The following is a 20,835-nucleotide window of genomic DNA, read 5'->3' on the forward strand; positions in this document are numbered from 1 at the left end:
GAGGAAATTTAAAAAATCAAGCCTACCTCTTGGCGCCTTTGCGTCCCTGTCTGCAGACACGCAGGTCTGCGTGAAACCTCTGCGCGAAACCTACTCCACCACAAACTCAAAAATCACCTGCCCCATCTTACCATCTGGACTCAGGGCTTCGAAGTTGCCTGTGAATATGGAACGGATGTCGGAGGTATAAAATTCCAGTTCTACCCGACCATTCTCATCCGTAAATAAACTGGGTTCCCAAGTAAGAGTGGACCTGTAGTCTGACTCCAGTCTTTTTCTTGATTCCTCATCAGGATAAGCTATATGTGCAAAATCAATCCCGGTAAAAAATCCTTTGGTACGAATTACATTGTAAAGTTTCATAAGCTCCTCTTCAGTATACGTGGGATACTTATAAATAACTCGATAGAAATCTGTAATCTTATGATGGCCTGATAGAGTTTGATTTTTAAAGGACTCATTTAAAATTACTGTGTACTCTTGCCCTTCTATTGGCTTGATATCTGTATGTCCACAAACAGGACAATTGAGTATACCTGGAGCAGCCTTACAAACAAAATCATTATTAAAGTCTCTATTTGCCCTCTCGTTGAGACTGATAATGTACTTATCCCGATTATCTAAATTCAACCTTCTAGCGCTGACAAGAAACTCATTCAAAAGAATCTCATTCCTATCAAATACAGGACGGGGCACTACGCTTTTTTCAAGATTTTTTATCTTTGGAGCATAAACAAACTCAGATTCTTTTAAGGTCTCCTCTATACCTTCGAAAGAATTTTCGATTCTCATCTCAACTGATTGATTGCCAATTGGCAATGCTTTTATATATAAATACTCATTGCCTGCAAATAGTAAATCCTCTGGAAGAATCTCAAAATTACCTGCTGCATCCAAGGGAATAAAACTGGAACCACTTTCATCATCTCCCCTAAAAAATAACGCATAAGACGATTCCTGTTCGCCTTTTTTTCTCCCGTATCGAATAGTGCCTTTCTGCACATTACTAAGCAATGCTAATTTATCTCTGACTGAGACATTTTGCACCACAGACCAGCGATAGTTCATCGATTCTAAATACGTTAAAAGATTGTCATTTTTGACACCCGATTCAGCATTGAATGATACATTCGGAAATAAACGATAATCTTTGGAAGGTTTTAATTGACTTAAAACATGGACTTGAGAAAAAAAACTTCTCCGCAGACTTGACCTGCTATACAGTTCATCAAAGACGGAGCCAAAAATCCGGACGTTTTCAACCGCTCTCCCCAATTCGTCTTCTACTGTGATTCTCAATTTTACCTTATCTCTATTGCCATAACTGTTTTTATCCAAGTTTGCTCTGAGGATGAGCCTACCATTGTTTTCATTCCAGATAAGCTGCTCTGTTAATAGTTCTCCATCTTCATTGAATACGGTGGTCGCTACGATTCCCGTGGGAATATCGGACTTAGGTATTTTCACAGTTCCACGGGATGGCAATATGAAATCCAGATATGCATAGACTATCCCTCGGCTTTGCAGTCTTAAAATATGCTTTTCTTGTATATGAGTGGTCTGTAGATGAAAAAGCAATGTATCGGAGGAGTTATCTACTGTCATTGTAACACCTGCCGATTCTATCGACTCAAACACCCGGAGAGTATCTTTAGGGAAATCTTCCCATACCACATGGTAATCTGTATTTTGTTTAGGGATAAATTTAAATTTTCCAAGCCCTTTTTCATTCACAGCAATATATTGCAACAACTCCCCATCAGCGAGTAAAGCTCCATTTTGTGAACCTATATTTGCTTCGGTATGCCGCTTGATGTTGACCCAGCTTTCATGACCACTTACCAGCTTTGAGCTTTCTGGCTGCAATACTGGAAATTTGCCCAGACCCTCGTTAGGAATTTCAATTCTATAAAATACAGCCTTACTTTGATGCCTGATAGAAATGTCTAGATAAGCAATTGAAGAAACAGGTAATTCAAACTTCACCTCACCCTTTTCGTCGGTCAAGTGCCGGATTTCATTCCGGACTTTTTTTCCCGCATCCAAAAAACTCAAGGACACATCTGCACCCTGCAACCTATCAATCCGCTCTACTACCGTGAGTGTTCCTACTGCGCCTTTCTCAAATGAATCCGGCAACTCATACCGAAGCTCTATAGGGGGTAAAATAAACTGTCTTATCTCAATTTCTTTAAATGCATAAAAATGGGTCATCCCCTTTTCCATGGCTGATGGAGTATAAGCCTCGATCTGGTAAATCCCAGGAAATACATCCTCTCCTATCACTAGCTGACCCGTACTAAAACCATCCGAAAGTACATAGCGTTCTTCCCATACAACATCCCTGCTCACTTGATGCACCATACGCAAATACAACACACTATCTGAAGAAAATGGGGTTAGGTACTGCCCGTCAATTTGAAAGAAATTAAACCAAATGGCTTCCCCTGTCTCATAAATATCCTTATCCGTCTGCAAGTACTCTATGGGTCTTGCATGCCGTCTCGCCTTTTCCTCAAAATCTATCACCAACGTTTGCTCATAGGCCGACTGCGCCTGTAACAGGTAAGGCAAGAAAAAGAAACAACCTATGGACAAGTACTTAATCATTGGCGATGAGTTTCAACAACTTAAACACCATATAATCTTCATTACTACTGAGCATGTCTGTATATTCTACCAATAATCCGTCTTTGGTAACCATCATATTATCAATATTCCAGTTTTTTAGTAACCCAAGCTCTTTTTTACCTACTACGTTCAATTCGGAATCATAGATAATAATACTTACCCGCTTAAGGGATAAATCCTTGGCCTCAGCCATACCAGATACTGCATGCATCAATACCCTATAATATACGTTTCTATATGAATCGTATTTAATCCCTGCATAAATGTCTGATTCCATTAAATGACTGAGCATGAGTTCCCTCGTAGGATTTTTCTTGGATAAGGGCTTGACCACTTTTGAACCATACTCCGAATCAACAACTTCATTCAAACCCTCCTTTTCGAGTGAAGCCGTAAAAAGACTATTGGATATAGGAAAACTGTAGACCATCACTTTTTTATCGGGATTCCAATCATAGTATACGGTTGTGTAATAAGGATCATCCCAGTTAAACTTACTGCCATAGATACTTTTCGGATACGAATGAGTATAGGTAAGCTCATTGTTTGACAGGTCAAATAAAGCCGTGAATTTGAATGTGTCTAAAATTTTATCCGGTATCGCCCACATAAAGCTTCCAGAAAAAATCAACTTTTCATCCATGAGGATAAATGGCGTGACCGTTCTAGGAAAAAATTGAGGATAGGATAAAAGCCAATTGCTATCATTCATGGGAAAATTATCAACTATGGAAAAAGCATTCAGCTTAGTTCCTTTGTCATTAATAAATACCAGTTCATTTTTGAGCATATCAAAAACAGCTATGGAATCCCGATGGATGATATGGTATCCCACAGGCCTACCAACCTGATTTGCTCCTTGGGCATTAATTACAGTTCTTTCAAAATAGTTTTTTTCCTCCAAATCAAACCAATAAATGGACCTGTTGAAAGCATTGAAAAAAGTAAGCAGGTTTTCCTCCTCCAATAACTGGACAAAAGGTGGCTTAGGAGGACTGACGCTGTCTAAAGGAATGACTAGGCTATCGCCTTCTTCTAATGTAAAGTCGGTAGAATTACCTCTGCTTTCTGCTTCTTTTTCATTGCAGGAAACCACAGTCCAAAACAGCCATATGAAAACTATGTAAGAAAGCTTTTGCATGCAGGTCAGTTAACTTTTTAGAGTTCAAACAATACTTTCGCTAAGAAAGCGGATATAAAGAAATAAGCAAGCTTTAGTTTGGAAAATTTTTAAATTTCAAAAGTACATGACATGCCCAAAAAATAGCTATCTACAAACAAAAAAGACGCCTCTATCAAAGCGTCTTTTTTCTTAACTATCGACAACAATTATTGCTGTGGTCTTTCTGGTAAAACAATTCCCAATTTGGCAATCACCAATTCAGTGAATTTATCTTCGTCTCTTGTGTACAACAAGACTGGGGCATTTCCAGCGGTCTCGGAGAAGATGTGTGTGTAATTGTTTTCGGCAGCTACCGCATTGATCGCATTGAATACTTTCTGCTGCACTGGCTCTAGCAATTCCTGCAATTTTCTTTGGTAAGATACTTGCGCATCTTGCTCAAACTTTTGCAATTCCTGCTCTTGTCTTTGCAATTCAGCTCTTCTTTGGTTCATCGCATCTTCTGCCATGGTAGGAGCTGCTTGCTGGAATTGCTGAACTTTTCTCTGAAAATCTGCAATTTTAGTCTGGATATTCGTCTGCAACTGTGACTGATAATCCTGCAAATCAGCACCAATCTGTTCCATTTCTGGCATTAAATCAATCAGTAACTCAACATTGGTATAGCCAATTTTCAAGTCCTGCTGAGCCTGAGCTACAAATCCTACGCAAAACAAAGCGATTGCGGAAAGGATAACTTTAACTTTCATCATTTTTGTTTCTATTTAATTAATTTTTAATTCCTAATTCTTCTAAGACAAACTCCGAATAATCATGCCTCGGGTCAGAATAAATCATCTGCAAGGGCCCAGAGGCTTTATCGAATAAGACCGCCAAGCCGTAGCGTTTGCATACCCGATCAATCGCATCGAATATTTTAGACTGTAAAGGCTGCATCAACTCTAATTGCTTCTGATAATACTGCCCATTGAGTCCAAAGATTCGATTATTGAAGGTTTGTGATTCCTTCTCCTTCTCACGAATCGCCTTCATACGCTCATTGTACATCTCCTCGGTAAGCAAGACTTCTTCTGCTTTGAGGCTGGCATACATTTCTTTGATCCCTTGTTCCAAAGATTGTGCCTGTTTTGTCCACTCAGATCTTAAAGATTCTAACTCATTCTGAATCAGCTTGTAATCCGGATGCTTGTTTAACAAATACTCCGTATCCACATAGCCAAACTTCTGCGCAAAGCTCTCATGTGCGAATAAGAGCCCAAGACAGCACAAAATTAATAATTTACCTGAGCTTTTCATGCTTATCTAAATTGCTGACCAATCGTAAAGTGGAACTGTGGTCCTGACCTTCCTCGTAAGGCAGGATTGATATCTTCCAAGGTATCAAATCCATACCCCCAATCCAGCCCTAGCAAACCAAAGGCCGGCATAAAGATCCTTGCACCAAAGCCCGCAGAACGCTTCAAATTAAATGGATTGAAGTCTGCATACTGTCCCCAGTTATTGCCTGCCTCAGCAAAACCCAATAAGAAGATTGTTGCAGAAGGATTAGGTGACACTAAGAAGCGTAGCTCCATCACATGCTTGTTGTACACAATCCCCCCGAATGCTCCACCTTGACCTCGGGCAGCACCACCACCTGGAGTAATCGCCTGATTTTCATATCCTCTCAAGCCAATGATCTCCTGACCCAAAGCAAAGTTATTGAAGTTCATACCATCACCCCCCATTACAAATCGCTCCAAAGGAATGATTCCGATTCTGTTTCCATACGATCCCAAGAAGCCCATGTGTGTTCTTCCCGAAATCACAAACTTCGAAGACCCAAAAACAGGGGTATAGAATGAGGCATCAAACATCCACTTATGATACTCCAACCATCGGAATCGCTCCTCATCAGGAGATTCTCTATCAATATTCGGATTTAAGGACGAATATGGAGGAGTAAACGAAGTTGTCAAATTAATGTTAGAACCAAATCTCGGATAAATCGGATTATCTACGTTATTTCTGGCGACTGTTGTATTCAAGGCTAAACTATTCGCCTTTCCAGTGTTGTAGCTTAATCCAAAGAAATTACCAAAGTTCAAGAAGTCATATATTTGGAAAGCTAAAGCAGTACTGAACATAAAGTAATCATCCGGCCAAGTCACACGCTTGGAAAGTCCCACCGTAGCACCAGTAATTTTAAAGAACCCAATCTCCTGTCCAGGATTTTGTTGGTTAAAGAAATCCACTTGACGCTGAACAGAGTGGTTGAAACTCACGCTTAAGGCATTAGGCTTTTTACCACCAAACCAAGGCTCAGTCAAAGAAATAGAATAATTTTGGAACTGACGACCATTGGCCTGTACCCGTAAGGAAAGTCGCTGACCATCACCTACTGGAAGCGGTCTCCACTTCTCAAAGTTTCCAATATTTCTAATCGAGAAATTATTAAAGACAAGTCCGACAGTACCTACGAATCCAAAGAATCCACCCCAACCACCGGAAAGCTCAATTTGGTCATTGGGTCGCTCCTCCAGTTTGAAAATGATATCAACCGTAGCATCCTCAAAATTTGGACGCATATCCGGTTCAATATTTTCAGGATCGAAATATCCTAATTGGGACAACTCTCGAATGGTTCGTACCAAAGCACTTCTATTGAACTTTTGTCCAGGAAGAATTCGGATTTCACGCATCACCACGTGGTCAGAAGTACGCTCATTCCCCTGAATAGTCACAGAGTTTACGGTTACTTGTGGTCCCTCAAAAACTCTCATTTCAATATCGATGGAATCCGCCTCCACCATTACCTCCACTGGGTCAATTTGGAAGAACAAGTATCCATTATCTTGGTACAAGGAACTCACATCATCCCCTTTCTGAGGATCATAATTTAGACGTTTTTCAAGTCTTTCCTTGTTATAGACATCGCCTTTTTGAATACCTAAGCGATCCAACAACTCTTTATCTGTATGTAAGTAATTTCCAACAAAGGAAATATTGCGGTAATAATATTTCACACCTTCCTCAATGGAAAGATCCACATTAATCGTATTCTCGGAGAATCGGTAGGTAGAATCTGCCAAAATAGCCGCATCTCTGTATCCTCGGGAATTGTAGAAAGCAATTACTTTCTCTTTGTCCTCTTTGAATTCCTTCGCCACGTACTTGGATGAATTGAAGAAATTCAATTTCATGGTACGGTTGATATACAGTTTTACTTCTTCATCAGAAGCAACATTTCTATAAACGATGGCTTCTTTTGCAGACTTAGGGGTAGTATTGGTCACTCGAGACCAAATATCACGAACCAAGTGCATGCGGGCATGTTCCTTGGTATTCTTTAACTTTCCTTTGATTCGTTTATCGCTGATTTCCTCATTGCCATACACATTGACCTGATTGATTCTCACTTTCGATTTTGGATCTACATCAAATCGGAGTTTCACAGAATTTGGAAGCGTAGTATCCCGCTCCTGAACAACTTTTACTTCTGCATTTAAAAAGCCTTTATCGACAAAATACTGGCGGATATTGCGCTGAGAGGTGCTCAATACATCGTCACGCACGACTCTCCCTCGGATTTTAATTTTATCTTTTAGTTCCGATTCCTGGGTTTTGGTGACACCTGTGAATTCTACCCGGCTAAAGCGTGGGCGCTCAGTCAACTCCAACAAAAGAAAAATGTCATCTCCTTCGATTTTGGTCACCAATAATTTCACATCTCCGATGATTCCCTGACCCCATAGCTTTTTCAAGGCATTGGCAGTAGCATCTCCTGGTACAGAAATCACATCATCTACTCTCAAGCCCGCAAGTGAAATGATTGCTGTTTCATCCAGCGTTGTCAATCCTACTGCTTTGATTTCCGCAATCCTGAACTTTTGTGGCTTGGAATAATTTAATTCCAAGATATTCACTGGACGCGACGGGGTATAGCGACTTTGTCCAAGCCTTACTTGGGCTTCGGCTATCCCTACCACTAGCAGTAGAAAAATCAGTACTGTAATCTTTTTCATCAACCTTTTCCTTTTATCTGAGCTCCGGTTTTCCCGAATCTTCTTTCTCTTTTTTGATAATCCAAGATGGCTTCCCATAAATGTTCTTTCCTGAAATCCGGCCATAAGGTATCTGTAAAATACAGTTCCGTATAGGCCATTTGCCATAAAAGAAAATTACTTATGCGCAATTCCCCACTTGTTCTGACCAACAACTCCGGATCAGGCACATTGGCCGTAGTCATATGTGCTGATAGGAGTTCTTGTGTAATCTCCTCTAGGTTTATTTCTTGATTGACTACTTTTTTGACAATGTTTTGGACTGCTTGCTGTATTTCCCAACGACCACTGTAACTCAAGGCCAGAAAAACCGTTAAGCCAGTATTGGATTTGGTAAGCTCATAGGCTTCTTGAAGTTTTTTCTGTGCGCTATCAGGAAGGGATTGAATGTTTCCGATGGAAGATAAGGTAATATTATTTTTCATCATCGTAGGCACCTCATCTGTGATGGAATTGATTAATATTTCCATCAGGGCGTTGACTTCGTCTTGAGGTCTTGACCAGTTTTCGGTAGAAAATGCATACAAAGTCAAGTACTTCACTCCGAGTTCAACACAGCTTTCTATGGTTTCCCTCACAGCAGTCAGTGCATTTCTATGTCCAAAAATTCTCATGGCACCTTTTTTTTGGGCCCAACGCCCATTTCCGTCCATGATGACTGCTATATGTTGAGGGATGTTTTGCCTATCTATCTGTTCCTTCATTCCTAATGCCGAAATCGCATGTTGTTTTTTGGAGGTACAAAAATGCTATTTCTTTTTCAATAATCTACGTGAATGGCTAATTAATTAATACGCATAGCACTTCACTGAACTTATGCTATAACTGATGGTCAGCCCCAAAAAGTAGTACCAATCCCGATCACTGTAATTGGCTGCATTGTAGCCAAATACCTGTGGCTCGGTCACATTGGGGTTTGGAAATCGTGGAATTACCAACTGATTATCCTCGATTTTATCGAGCCTATCAGTAAAGGTGGCCCTGAAACCCAATTCTGCTGCTAAGACCCAGCGATCGTTCAGCCTATACTTGATGCCTAAGCCAAAGGGAATAACAGGAGTAGTGGTTCGAAATCGCTCAGGCTGCTCCAAGAGAAAAGATCTCCCTTCTCCAGAATAATAAGTAAATCCCAGACCAAAAAAGCCATATGGAGAAAACCTAAACTGTGCCTGCGGATGCATGAAGTCCAAGAAGTGATATTCCATCACCGCACTGATTTCCCACACATTGCCTCTGAAAAAGGCATCCCGGGATACTGCTACAGGGTCTAAGCGAGTAATGCTGTCCGCTGCACTAATGCGCGCAAAAGACAAGCCCCCTCTCAAAGACCATACATTGTCAAAATTTCGTCTGCCAAAAAACGTCCCTTGAAGTCCCACTCTTCCTTCATCCAATCTTCTGACGATCTCTCCGGAATAGGCCGCTACACCCAATCCTCCTCCGAAATCATACTGCTGCGCCTGCATTTGCAAGGGGCTAAGCATCATGATACCGATCGATATGCCAGAGACAACTAGCGAAAGAAAAGCTTTTATGTTCAAGACAGTGCAATTTATGAAGTACTCAACGATATAAAAACCCTTTCTATTGCTTGCAGGGTTAATTTTTGTTAAGAACGGGTGTTAAGAAAACTTAATTGACAGACCGAATTTACTATTTTATCTTAGTCTTCACCCAAAAGAAAACAGAAAGTTTTTTTAGTTCCGCATATCGAAACCCCAGTTCAGCTTTTGCCTCAAGGTATCAAAATAGCCATAGGATTGAAACTTGACCAATTTCGCTACAAAATCTGCTTTTCTAAGCTTTAACTGATAGCTCGCATCAATAGCTGTAGAGCGGGAATCCAATGATACTAAAAACTTTTCTGATCTTCCCTCAATACTGAAGGTGATTTCAGAGTCGTCCGGCACAATAATGGGTCTTACATTCAAATTATGCGGACTCACGGGTGTGATGACAAAATTCTTTGCTCCAGGTGTAATTAATGGTCCCCCGCAACTCAAGGAATAGCCTGTAGAGCCCGTGGGAGTAGCCACAATCAGCCCATCTGCCCAGTAACTATTCAAATACTGTCCATTGATGTAGGTGTGCACTGTAATCATGGAAGAGGTATCCCGCTTGTGGATGGTAAACTCATTCAGCCCAAAATTCAGCCCATTCAGCAAAGGACGATTAGACTCTATGCACACAAGTGTCCTGCTTTCAATGGTGTAGTTTTGTTGTGCCAAATCATCGATGGCTTGCTCCAGATTTTCTTTGGCTACGGTAGCTAAAAAGCCCAGTCTTCCAGTATTGATGCCAATAATTGGGATCTCCAGTGCTCCTACCATACTGACTGCATCCAGAAGAGTCCCATCTCCCCCTACGGATACCACAAAATCTGCCTCTGCAAGATCCGAGATAGCTACAATGGTATGGGAAGATTGAAATTTACTCGTATGCTTTTTGAGCGATTTGGAAAAACTTTCAGTAAAAAAAACTGTAAACTGATGTGATTCCAAAGTGGCAATCAGCTGCTCTACGTAAGGGAGAAACTCCTTACTGAATCCAATCCCGTGAAGGATAATTTTCATGAAGGAAGGGTTTAGATATCCAAAAATCGGAATAAGTTATCGATACGTTCCTGATCTTCACTCACACCTGCCTGCTCTTGATAGTGGTCCAACACATGGTAACCAAATCGTTCTAAGGTGGCTTTTACATGCCTTAGTTCGGTCTTATCCAATTTCAAGGTCAATTTTATTTTACTGTCATCCAATGGATCACTTGCTATGAAGCTACTCAGGATTTTGGCATTTTCAGACTCAATTACCCGAGCGATTTCTGACATGCTGTAATCGGTCATAAACATGGATAGAACAATCACCGCTCCATTGGACTGTATGCTAAGACTGTCTGCAAAAGCCGTAATAGCGTCCTCCATGGTAATTACGCCCAGATATTCATTATTCTTATCCAATACAGCTACCATGTTGGTATGAAACTCAGCCGCCGTGCGAATGACATCGTAGATATGCTTGTCCAAATACACAAAACAGCCCTGATTTTCTAACTCCACGGCATCCATGGACAGCTTTGGTTGATTTAGGGTATAAATTTGCTCATCAGTGACCAATCCTTTGAAAAATTTATCGTGCACAACCGGTAAGCAATTGGTGCGAATCTCTTCCATCCAAAGGAGTGCTTTACCTGTCTGATCGGTAATTTTCAGTGGTGGAATAAGATTGTTGATGTATTCAAATGCCTGCATGACCTAAATATATGGATTGATATCGAATATAAAAACGATGGCAAGCCCATCCTTGTTCAAAATGCTTATTTTTTTTGAAGTCTACTCCTGAATAAGGACTTTTTCGATGGAAAGTAAACCTGCTATTTGCAGGAAATTCCCAATAATCTCTTCACCATATGCTGTCAATACGGCTTCAGGATGGTATTGAATCCCAATAATCGGCAACGTTTGGTGGGCTATCCCCATGATTTCACCTATCTCGGTTTCGAGCAATGATTGCAAGCATGTAGGTAAGTTGACTAGTTCCAAGGAATGATATCGTGTCACAGCAAATTGATGCGGCAGGTCAGTTAATACAGGATGCTCGGTTTTTTTAACTACCTGATGCACCTTCCCATGTATGGGCTTTCTCCCTTTTTGTAAGGTAGCTCCAAAAAACTCTCCTATGGCCTGATGTCCCAAACAAATTCCCAAAACTGGTAATTTGTCATGGTAATACCCTAAAATCTCCATCAGATTACCCGCTTTTTGGGGAGTTTCAGGACCAGGAGATAGAATCAATGCCTCCCATGCATGCCCCTTCAATTCCTCCAAAGAAACATCATTGCGGTAAATCTTTATCTCCACATCGAAGCGCAAGAAATAATCCGCCAACATGTGGGAAAAGGAATCGAAATTATCAATTAATAATACCATCGGTGGCAGTGTTGACTAGTTCTTGGATCAGATTAATCGTCTCTTGGATAAAAGGGATATAGGCATCAATCCAGCGAATGAATACGGGAGCGATGGGTTCAATGTAAGTGTAAAGGGTTGACTTTTCTTGCCAGTCTTGTAGAAAACTGAATTCAAAGGAAACTGTTACCCAAATAAACAAACTAATGGTAAAAGCGCTTTTGATCACACCTAAAACGGCTCCGGCAATATTATCGAAAGAACCCAATAAGGTCAGGTCCAGGGTCTTTTTAACTATGAAACCAAGCCCTCTGATAATCAGAATCACGCCTAAAAAAATCATGATAAATGCTACAAATGGCAACATAAATGTCAGGTTTTCAACCCGCTGGGACAGGATAGTCGCTCCCCAGCCCATCAGCTGAAAAGCCACCACCAAGGCAAAAACAAAGGCTACAATGGATAGGATACTGATAAAGAATCCCTGCTTGTAGCCCGTGAATGCGCCAATTCCCAACAATAGGATGACTATGATATCGAGTGTTGCCAATGAATTAGCCCAATAATTCTTTTACCTTCTGCGAAATAGCTTTTCCATCCGCCTTGCCTGCCAAGGATTTAGTAGCTACTCCCATCACTTTACCCATGTCTTTAGGGCCCGCTGCACCTACCTCTGCAATGATGGCTTTCAATTCTGCCTCTAATTCTTCGGCAGAAAGCTGCTTAGGCAAAAATTCAGAGATTATTTCCAATTCGGCCATTTCTACTGCATAGAGATCTTCTCTGTTTTGCTCCTTGTAGATATCAGCAGAGTCCTTGCGTTGCTTGGCCGCTTTGGTCAATAACTTCATTTCTTCATCTGCCGAAATGCCATCACCTCCACCCGCTTTGGTCTCTTCCAACAAAATCAAAGATTTGATCGCTCTCAAGGCTCTCAATCGGTCTTTGTCTTTAGCCAACATGGCTTTTTTTATTTCACTTTCTACACTTGCCTTTAAACTCATTGTCTTGTTGTTTGTATTATAGGTGTAAATTTGTATCACAAAAATATCTGATTATTCACGAAATGACTAAGCTAAGCGTAAATATTAACAAAATCGCCACTATCAGGAATGCAAGAGGGGCCAACAACCCCAATGTAGTGCAGGTTGCCAAGGATGCCGAACGGTTTGGAGCGGAAGGAATAACCGTACACCCAAGACCTGATGAACGACATATCCGCTATCAGGATGTGTTGGATCTAGCCCCAGTCGTGACCACTGAATTTAACATTGAAGGCTATCCGGACGAGCGATTTATGGAAATCATTCGAACGGTAAAACCTGCCCAGGCTACCTTGGTACCCGATCCCCCACATGTATTGACTTCCAATAATGGCTGGGATACCATCACCCATCAAAGCTTACTCCAAGATATTGTAGCCGAACTAAAAAGCTATGGCACAAGGGTCTCTATCTTCATCAATCCTGAAGCAAAATACTTTGAACCTGCTAAGTTGACCGGTACCGATAGAGTAGAATTATATACAGAACCTTATGCAGCGCATTTTCATGCCAATAAAGAAATGGCGGTCAAACCTTACGTAGAGGTAGCCAACATTGCCAAAGAACTAGGTCTAGGCTTGAATGCGGGGCATGATTTGGATTTGCACAACTTAAAGTATTTGAAGGAATGCATTCCTTTTCTAGATGAGGTGTCCATAGGACATGCCTTGATTTGCGATGCTTTGTACTATGGATTGGAAAATACCATTCAACTCTATAGAAGACAACTGGAAATCTGACAGAAATCACAGGGAGGCTTAGGTTACACCGAGAGAAGCCTTTATATTAGAGCATCCATAAACCCATGATCCATGTCCCCACAGATTAAGCGAACATTTAAAATTTCAGCTTGGACTTTGGGGATATTGTTTTTTATAACCACCCTACTCATTACCCGGGTGGATAGAAGCGATTATCGGGAATCAGACTATTACAAGCTGACCATGGCAAGCATCGATACCATGAATATCCCTCAGAGTAAAGGGAGTATTTGGTTGGCATCTTGGGCTAAATCGAATGTAACCCCTGACAAACCTTTGGGTTTATTAGGTTACAAACCTAGAGGCCCCTATGAGTTTGTACAAGATAGCAGCTTTGTTAAAGCCTTGCTTGTGAGCAATGGTATCAGCACGGTCTTGTTCCTCAATTATGAGTTCATGATTATCCATCCTAGCCTTGAGACCGCTATTCTGAACAGTATCGCAGAGGCCCAACTCCCCATTCAACATACCTATTTTACAGCCACCCATACACATGCAGGTTTGGGGGGGCATATTCCCGGTCTCTTAGGAATAGTCGCTTTTGGGGGGTATGACAAGTCTTTTGTGAAAAATCTTCAACAACGAACGATAGAATCCATTGAAACAGCAGTTGCTTCCTTAGATACTGCTGAGCTATTTTTCCAAAAATCCCTTACAAAAGACCTAGTAGCCAATCGCTTGATCGAAGGGGATAGCATTGATCCATACGTCAGAAAAATGATCATCCGAAGAAAAGATGGTAAAAATGCAGCATTTCTCAGCTACAGTGCCCACCCTACTATTATGGATAGAAAATTTATGGGCCTTTCAGGTGATTACCCAGCCGCACTATCCAGAATCTTGGAGGAAAAACACTACGATTTCACCCTATTTGCCGCAGGAACGGTGGGTTCCCATAAACCCCTTGCAGAAGGCAAAGACATCAACGCTGTAGAACAATACGCACAGACACTTAGCCAACAAATCATGGGGAGCATGAAATCCTTTAGTACCAACAAAGAGCCTCTCATGTTAGCTGGCCGCATCCCCATTCACTTGCGCAAAGCACATTACCGCATCAGTGAAAAGGTAAGACTCCGGCCTTGGGTGTTCAACAGCTTATTTGGTAGCACCAACCCACACATGGATGTGGTCAAATTGGGAAATACCCTCTTTTTAAGTTCTAGTGGGGAATTATCAGGAGTGTTTATGAAAGCTTGGGAAGATTATGCCAAGGCCAAAAAGTTAAATCTAATCGTGACCTGCTTCAACGGCGGGTACATAGGATACATCACACCTGATGAATACTACGATTTACCCAAATACGAAGTCCGAGATATGAATTGGTTTGGACCACAGAATGGGGCTTATTTCAACGAAATCACCTTCAAACTGATAGACAAAGCTTCAAAATAACAGGAGCAGCCAAGGCAAGGAAAAAGAGATTTCCATCAAGCCTCTTGCACGCATTTTATCTTCTGAAACACGGAATAGCCTGTAATGAATAACTGCAATCAACAGGAGTATTCCAAAAAACAGTCTATAATAAGAGAAGACAAGCATCATTGCTAAAATCAGTCCTCCTATGGTCACATATAATAGACCAAAGCAAAGATTTTTGTGCGGGGCTTCGCTCCATCGGGCACCTATGGAACCAAAAGCATGAGCTTCATCATAGCTGCGATCAAAATAGCTAAGGATAATCAAATTAGTAAAAGCTAACAAAAAGTATCCTAGCAATAAGCCTATGTGCACTAGCTGAATATCCTCAAAAGCAAAAACCCCTGGGGCTAGTGAAATCCCCAAGGTATATACCAAAGCTGTTATAAATTCCTTGAGATGGGCGACCTGTTCTTTTTTGAAGATCAATAAGCAATACCACAACCCTATCAACAAACCCAATCCCAGTCCATAGGGGATTATAATGTGTGTCTTGGGAGTGGTTATCAAGATACCTAAACCAACAATTATTCCAACGATCATACCTACTGTAAGCACTTTCCAATACTTCCGATGAAATGCATGACGGGAAGCAAAGCCTGAAGGAGAATCATGCCGAACATCTAGTAAGTGATCAGCTGTATAAACGATCCAAACAGCTAATCCTAACAAAAAGTACATCTCAGGATCGAGTACTACATCCCATAGATTTTCAAAAAAATACATCCCTGCAAGGGCACCTGAGACCACGTCTAAGGATAAGATGGAAAAAAGAGACCAGAGTCTATGGAATATTCCTTGCTTCATGCCTGACAATCTACTGAACTTTTTTGACTACCAACAAAAAAACCACTCGAAAGTGGTTTTGATGTTTGGGTTGTATTGTCGGTATGATTAATTACCCTCCAAGGCATTAGCTCCAGCAACAATTTCAAGGATTTCGTTGGTGATGGCTGCCTGACGGCTTCTGTTATACATCAATTTCAAATCTTTCAGGAGTTCACCAGCGTTTTCTGTCGCTTTATCCATAGAAGTCATCCGTGCACCATGTTCAGATGCATTACTATCCAAGACCGCCTTATAGAATTGTGTTTTGAGAGCTACTGGCACAAGTTCTTCTATCACATATTCTTTGGTAGGCTCCAGGATATAATCAATGGACATGCTATCATTTGCTGCCAAGGAAGCCCCTTCCATTGGAAGAAACTGCTCCACTTGGATTTCCTGAGTAGCGACATTCCGGAAGTGGTTATATACCAATACTACACGGTCGTAGTCTCCTGCGATAAATGAGTCCATGGCGAAAGTTGCGATATCTCGAACTTTGTCATAGCTCAAGTCCATGAATACCTCATAATAATCAGCAATGGTATGATAGCCTCTTTTGGAGAAAAACTCATACGCTTTTTTACCCAAAGGCAATACGGTCACCTGAGCATTCGCATAAGTCTCATTGATAGCGAGAGAGGCACTTTTCAACACGTTGGAATTGAAAGCTCCACAAAGTCCTTTATCTGAGGTCATCGGGACGATCAACACACGCTCTACCGGTCTTTGCTCAGCATAGGCAATTTGCAATTCACCTCCCATGGCAGCTACTACATCATTGAGTATAGCTGTCAATTTTTGAGAGTATGGACGCATTTTTAGGATTCTGTCCTGTGCTCTTCTCAACTTGGCTGCCGCCACCATTTTCATGGCTTTAGTGATTTGCTGAGTGGAGGTTACAGAAGTGATCCTTTGTTTTACTTCCTTTAAGTTAGCCATAAGATGCTATTGTCAGAAATATAAAATTGAAAGGGAGGGGGTTAGACCTCCCTTGAGAAAATTATTTTTTAGCAAACTTGGTTGCCAAATCCTTTGCAGCAGCTTCAAGGATTTTACCTGCCTCATCGATTTTACCTTTCAAAAGTAGTTCCAATGCCTCTGGGTGGCTACTCTTCAACAAGTTATAGAACTCCTTCTCGAATTGACGTGCGCTTTCTACAGGAACGTTATCGATGTAACCTTTGGTGGATACATAGATGATCGCTACTTGCAATTCTACCGCTACCGGAGAATACTGCGCTTGCTTCAAGATCTCTTGGTTTCTTCTACCTCTTTCGATAGTTCTCTTCGTAGATGCATCTAAGTCAGAACCGAATTTCGCAAACGCTTCCAATTCACGGAACTGCGCCTGATCCAATTTCAAAGTACCGGCAACTTTCTTCATGGACTTGATCTGTGCATTACCACCTACTCGGGATACAGAGATACCTACGTTGATCGCAGGACGGATACCAGAGTTGAATAAGTTAGTCTCCAAGAAGATCTGACCATCCGTAATGGAAATTACGTTCGTCGGAATATAGGCAGAAACGTCACCAGCTTGAGTTTCGATAATCGGAAGAGCGGTCAAGGAACCACCACCTTTTACCAATGGTCTCAAAGACTCAGGCAAATCATTCATTTGCTTAGCAATCTCATCGGATGCGTTGATTTTTGCAGCTCTTTCCAATAGTCTGGAGTGCAAGTAGAAAACGTCACCCGGATAAGCTTCACGTCCCGGAGGTCTTCTCAACAACAAGGAAACTTCACGGTAAGCAACTGCCTGCTTAGAAAGGTCATCATAGATTACCAGTGCAGGACGTCCGGTATCACGGAAGAATTCACCGATACATGCACCTGTAAATGGGGCAAAAAACTGCATCGGAGCAGGATCAGAAGCAGCAGCAGAAACCACCACTGAGTACGGAAGCGCTCCGCCTTTTTCCAAAGCAGAAACAATACCCGCAACAGTAGAAGCCTTCTGACCTACAGCAACGTAGATACAGAATACTGGCTCACCTTTTTCGTAATATTCTTTTTGGTTCAAGATAGTATCGATAGCCACAGCAGTCTTACCTGTCTGACGGTCACCGATGATCAATTCACGCTGACCTCTTCCGATTGGAATCATAGAGTCAATCGCTTTGATACCTGTTTGAAGAGGTTCTGTTACCGGCTGTCTGTAGATTACCCCTGGTGCTTTTCTCTCCAAAGGCATCTCATACAATTCACCTTGAAGAGGGCCTTTTCCATCGATAGGATTACCCAAAGTGTCTACGACACGACCCAGCATACCTTCACCTACCTTGATAGATGCAATCTGCTTGGTTCTTTTTACGTTGTCACCTTCTTTTACCAATTTGGAATCTCCAAAAAGAACGGCTCCCACATTGTCTTCTTCAAGGTTAAGAACCATGGCTCTTAAGCCATTGTCAAACTCAAGCAATTCACCTGCCTGAGCTTTGGAAAGTCCATAGATACGGGCAACACCGTCACCTACCTGGAGTACGGTACCCACTTCTTCAAGTTCAGCCTCAGTTTTGACATTGGAGAGCTGCTCTCTCAAAATCGCTGAAACCTCATCAGGTCTAACTTGTGCCATTATATGTTGAATTATTTGTTAACTAATGATTAATATGTTTTGACAAAGTAACGTTGAGCCAATTTGGTTCTTAACGTTCTTAACTTACCGCTGACAGAATCGTCGAGTAATTTGTCATTTACTTTCAATACAAAGCCTCCGATCAAGTCAGGATTGATTTTTTCTACCAATTCAATCTTTTCCATGCCTGAAATTTCTGTCACGATGGATTGGAATGATTTTCTCAATTCGTCTGTCAAAGCTATTGTAGTAGTCACATAGGCCACTTGAATGCCTTTATGTACATTGTATTGTCTTACAAACTCCTTTGCTGTACTGACCAATACGTTGGATCTATTTTTGCGCGTTACGATGTCATAAAAACTTAAGGTAATCGCGTTGGCATGCTTTCCAAATAGCGCATGAATCACATTCTTCTTCTTGTCAGCATTGACAATCGGACTATGAAGCAGTAGTTGAAATTCACGATTGGCTTCAGCAACAGCAAGAAACTCTTTGATATCCGCAGTCACTTCTTCCAGCTGCTTTTTTTCAATCGCTAGCTCGAGGAGTGCTTTGGCATATCTGGATGCTACCTTAATATCTGACATATCAGTTTACCTTAATATCTTTCACAAACTCCTCTACCAATGCTTTCTGAGCTGCATCACTGGTATAATTTTTCTTAATCAATTTCTCTGCTACGTCCAATGACAAAGTAGCTACCAATACTTTCACTTCTTCTACGGCTGCCTTCTTCTCAGTTTGGATAGCATGTCTTGCATTTTCTAAAAGGATAGCACCTTCTTGTTGTGCTTTTTCTTTAGCTTCCTCAATGATCTGCTTCGCATGCTCCGTTGCTTTGTGAAGCATTTCATCACGTTGGATTTTAGCCTCGTGTAGGATGCGCTCGTTTTCAGCCTTTAGATTTGCCATTTCGTTTCTGGCAATCTCAGCTGATTTTAGGGCATCTTCAATCGATTTTTCACGCTCATCCAAGGCTGCCAAAATCGGCTTCCAAGCAAACTTTGTTAGAATAAACAATAAGGCAAGAAATCCGAATAATTGCCAAATGATTAAGCCCGAGCCAGGTATTATAAGATCCATGTATTTCTAGTGTTTAGATACAATGATATTTGTTCAATTAAAAGGAGGGATCAGCCTAGCGCTGACCCCTTTTCTTTTGTTCTTAGAAGGTAAGACCACCTGCGTTCAATGCAATAAGTAGACACACTACTACTGCGAACAGGGATACCACCTCAATAAGAGCCGCGATGATTAGCATGGCAGTCTGAACTTTACCAGCAGCCTCAGGCTGACGAGCAATAGATTCCATAGCCTGACCACCGATTCTACCGATACCAAGACCTGCACCAATTGCAACGATTCCAGCACCGATTCCAGCACCCATTAGTGCTAATCCAGCAGACAACAAGATTGAAGTTAACATACGTGTTTGTGATTTATAAATTGAACAAAGAAATTTCTTATTAATGATGATCGTCGTGTGCATGCTCCGCAACAGCCCCTCCGATATACATCGCAGAGAACAAGGTGAACACATACGCCTGAATCGTAGCAACCAATAATTCGATCACATTCAGGAAGGTAACCATCAAGGTACTTACTACCCCAATCGCGATAGATTCAAAAATGAATACCAACGCAATGAAGGCCAGGATCACAATGTGACCCGCGGTAATCGCCACAAACAAACGGACCATCAAAGCGAATGGCTTGGTGAATAATCCGATGATTTCTACAGGCACAATTACCAACAACAATGGAACAGGAACACCCGGCGTAGCAAATACGTGCTTCCAGTAATCTTTATTTCCATTGGTATTTACTACAATAAATGTCAATACAGCAAGGGTCATAGTGACCGCGATATTACCGGTAAGGTTGGCAGCACCCGGCATCAAGCCTAGTAAGTTACCAATCCAGATAAAAAAGAAGAGAGTCAAAAGGTAAGGTAAAAACTTTCTGTACTTTGGTCCAATCGCTTTGAGAGCAATCTCGTCTCTAACAAAAACTACAATTGGTTCTAAGATAGCCGCAGCACCTTTCGGAGCAGCAACTCCATTCTTTTTGTAGTTGGAAGCAGCAGAAAGCACAAAAGAAATCAAAACAATTAAAACCAAAAACATGAATGCTACGTTTTTGGTAATCGATAGATCAATAAAAGAACTTCCGTCTACACTAAACAAATGCTCGTGCTCATCGATATAATACCCTTCGTGCGCATATGCTTCACCGAATTTGTGGGTAACGGGATCTTGGAAATTGGAAGAAGAAAAAAATTGCAATCCTTTATCAGAAGAATAGATGATTACAGGCAATGAAAGAGTTAAATGTGTGTCTCCAAATGTTGCGAAATGCCATTCGTATGAATCTTTGATGTGATGCATGATAAAGCCTGTCTTATCACTATCATCACCTCCGGCCATCGCGGTAACTGGATTTATCAGCCAAATAGCTGATAATAAAACGCTTAAACAAAGGAACCTGCGTAACATT

At 41.3% G+C, this 20,835-nt stretch carries 21 protein-coding genes; 2 read left to right on the forward strand and 19 right to left on the reverse strand.

Translation table 11 applies throughout. The features are described from left to right. Positions 1-90: 90 nt before the first annotated feature. From ACXIUD_RS00885 to ACXIUD_RS00940, 12 genes are all read right to left on the reverse strand, one after another. Positions 91-2,610, reverse strand: a complete 2,520-nt coding sequence (locus tag ACXIUD_RS00885) for a hypothetical protein (RefSeq protein ID WP_458050757.1) — start codon at positions 2,608-2,610, stop codon at positions 91-93. Next, positions 2,603-3,772, reverse strand: a complete 1,170-nt coding sequence (locus ACXIUD_RS00890) for a DUF4221 family protein (RefSeq protein ID WP_458050758.1) — start codon at positions 3,770-3,772, stop codon at positions 2,603-2,605. The genes ACXIUD_RS00885 and ACXIUD_RS00890 overlap by 8 nt, the downstream gene beginning before the upstream one ends. A 188-nt stretch (positions 3,773-3,960) precedes the next feature. Continuing rightward, positions 3,961-4,506: an OmpH family outer membrane protein gene (locus tag ACXIUD_RS00895; RefSeq protein WP_458050759.1), complete on the reverse strand. Its 546-nt coding sequence runs from the start codon at positions 4,504-4,506 to the stop codon at positions 3,961-3,963. Between the two features lie 16 nt (positions 4,507-4,522). Continuing rightward, on the reverse strand, positions 4,523-5,050 hold the full coding sequence (locus tag ACXIUD_RS00900) for an OmpH family outer membrane protein (RefSeq protein ID WP_458050760.1): 528 nt from the start codon (positions 5,048-5,050) through the stop codon (positions 4,523-4,525). Between the two features lie 2 nt (positions 5,051-5,052). Further along, positions 5,053-7,758, reverse strand: a complete 2,706-nt coding sequence (locus ACXIUD_RS00905) for a BamA/OMP85 family outer membrane protein (protein ID WP_458050761.1) — start codon at positions 7,756-7,758, stop codon at positions 5,053-5,055. After that, positions 7,758-8,501, reverse strand: coding sequence for an isoprenyl transferase (locus ACXIUD_RS00910; protein WP_458050762.1), 744 nt, complete (start codon positions 8,499-8,501; stop codon positions 7,758-7,760). The genes ACXIUD_RS00905 and ACXIUD_RS00910 overlap by 1 nt, the downstream gene beginning before the upstream one ends. An 84-nt stretch (positions 8,502-8,585) precedes the next feature. Further along, entirely contained in the window at positions 8,586-9,338 is a 753-nt protein-coding gene (porG, locus tag ACXIUD_RS00915; protein ID WP_458050763.1) for a type IX secretion system protein PorG, read from the reverse strand. Between the two features lie 156 nt (positions 9,339-9,494). Next, positions 9,495-10,370, reverse strand: a complete 876-nt coding sequence (locus ACXIUD_RS00920) for an NAD kinase (protein WP_458050764.1) — start codon at positions 10,368-10,370, stop codon at positions 9,495-9,497. A gap of 11 nt (positions 10,371-10,381) precedes the next feature. Next, entirely contained in the window at positions 10,382-11,047 is a 666-nt protein-coding gene (locus ACXIUD_RS00925; RefSeq protein ID WP_458050765.1) for a CBS domain-containing protein, read from the reverse strand. An 81-nt stretch (positions 11,048-11,128) separates the two neighbouring features. Next, the gene (locus ACXIUD_RS00930; protein WP_458050766.1) at positions 11,129-11,725 is read right to left on the reverse strand and encodes an anthranilate synthase component II; all 597 of its coding nucleotides are present in this window, start codon (positions 11,723-11,725) and stop codon (positions 11,129-11,131) included. Continuing rightward, a complete protein-coding gene (locus ACXIUD_RS00935; RefSeq protein ID WP_458050767.1) occupies positions 11,709-12,254 on the reverse strand; it encodes a CvpA family protein in 546 nt (181 codons plus the stop codon). The genes ACXIUD_RS00930 and ACXIUD_RS00935 overlap by 17 nt, the downstream gene beginning before the upstream one ends. A 4-nt stretch (positions 12,255-12,258) precedes the next feature. After that, on the reverse strand, positions 12,259-12,708 hold the full coding sequence (locus ACXIUD_RS00940) for a GatB/YqeY domain-containing protein (RefSeq protein WP_458050768.1): 450 nt from the start codon (positions 12,706-12,708) through the stop codon (positions 12,259-12,261). Positions 12,709-12,770: 62 nt separating this feature from the next. On the opposite strand from ACXIUD_RS00940, the gene ACXIUD_RS00945 reads away from it, so the two are divergent. Further along, complete coding sequence (locus ACXIUD_RS00945) at positions 12,771-13,487, forward strand: pyridoxine 5'-phosphate synthase (protein WP_458050769.1); 717 nt, start codon at positions 12,771-12,773, stop codon at positions 13,485-13,487. A 72-nt stretch (positions 13,488-13,559) separates the two neighbouring features. Next, positions 13,560-14,903 carry a neutral/alkaline non-lysosomal ceramidase N-terminal domain-containing protein gene (locus ACXIUD_RS00950; RefSeq protein WP_458050770.1) on the forward strand — a complete coding sequence of 448 codons (1,344 nt, stop codon included), beginning with the start codon at positions 13,560-13,562 and terminating at the stop codon, positions 14,901-14,903. Here ACXIUD_RS00950 and ACXIUD_RS00955 read toward each other — a convergent pair. The 7 genes from ACXIUD_RS00955 to atpB form a co-directional block, all read right to left on the reverse strand. Then, positions 14,895-15,734, reverse strand: coding sequence for a hypothetical protein (locus tag ACXIUD_RS00955; RefSeq protein WP_458050771.1), 840 nt, complete (start codon positions 15,732-15,734; stop codon positions 14,895-14,897). The two genes, ACXIUD_RS00950 and ACXIUD_RS00955, sit on opposite strands and share 9 nt — an antisense overlap. An 87-nt stretch (positions 15,735-15,821) precedes the next feature. Then, positions 15,822-16,694 carry an ATP synthase F1 subunit gamma gene (gene atpG, locus ACXIUD_RS00960; RefSeq protein WP_458050772.1) on the reverse strand — a complete coding sequence of 291 codons (873 nt, stop codon included), beginning with the start codon at positions 16,692-16,694 and terminating at the stop codon, positions 15,822-15,824. A 61-nt stretch (positions 16,695-16,755) separates the two neighbouring features. After that, positions 16,756-18,336 (reverse strand): F0F1 ATP synthase subunit alpha, encoded by a 1,581-nt coding sequence (gene atpA, locus ACXIUD_RS00965; protein ID WP_458050773.1) that lies wholly within the window; start codon positions 18,334-18,336, stop codon positions 16,756-16,758. A 29-nt stretch (positions 18,337-18,365) separates the two neighbouring features. Beyond that, entirely contained in the window at positions 18,366-18,926 is a 561-nt protein-coding gene (atpH, locus tag ACXIUD_RS00970; RefSeq protein ID WP_458050774.1) for an ATP synthase F1 subunit delta, read from the reverse strand. 1 nt (position 18,927) lies between these two features. Then, entirely contained in the window at positions 18,928-19,422 is a 495-nt protein-coding gene (gene atpF, locus ACXIUD_RS00975) for a F0F1 ATP synthase subunit B (RefSeq protein ID WP_458050775.1), read from the reverse strand. Between the two features lie 82 nt (positions 19,423-19,504). Beyond that, positions 19,505-19,765, reverse strand: coding sequence for an ATP synthase F0 subunit C (gene atpE, locus ACXIUD_RS00980; RefSeq protein ID WP_026955099.1), 261 nt, complete (start codon positions 19,763-19,765; stop codon positions 19,505-19,507). A 40-nt stretch (positions 19,766-19,805) separates the two neighbouring features. Beyond that, positions 19,806-20,834 (reverse strand): F0F1 ATP synthase subunit A, encoded by a 1,029-nt coding sequence (gene atpB, locus ACXIUD_RS00985; protein ID WP_458050776.1) that lies wholly within the window; start codon positions 20,832-20,834, stop codon positions 19,806-19,808. Position 20,835: the final 1 nt, after the last annotated feature.

This window comes from Mongoliitalea sp. (genome assembly GCF_054166905.1).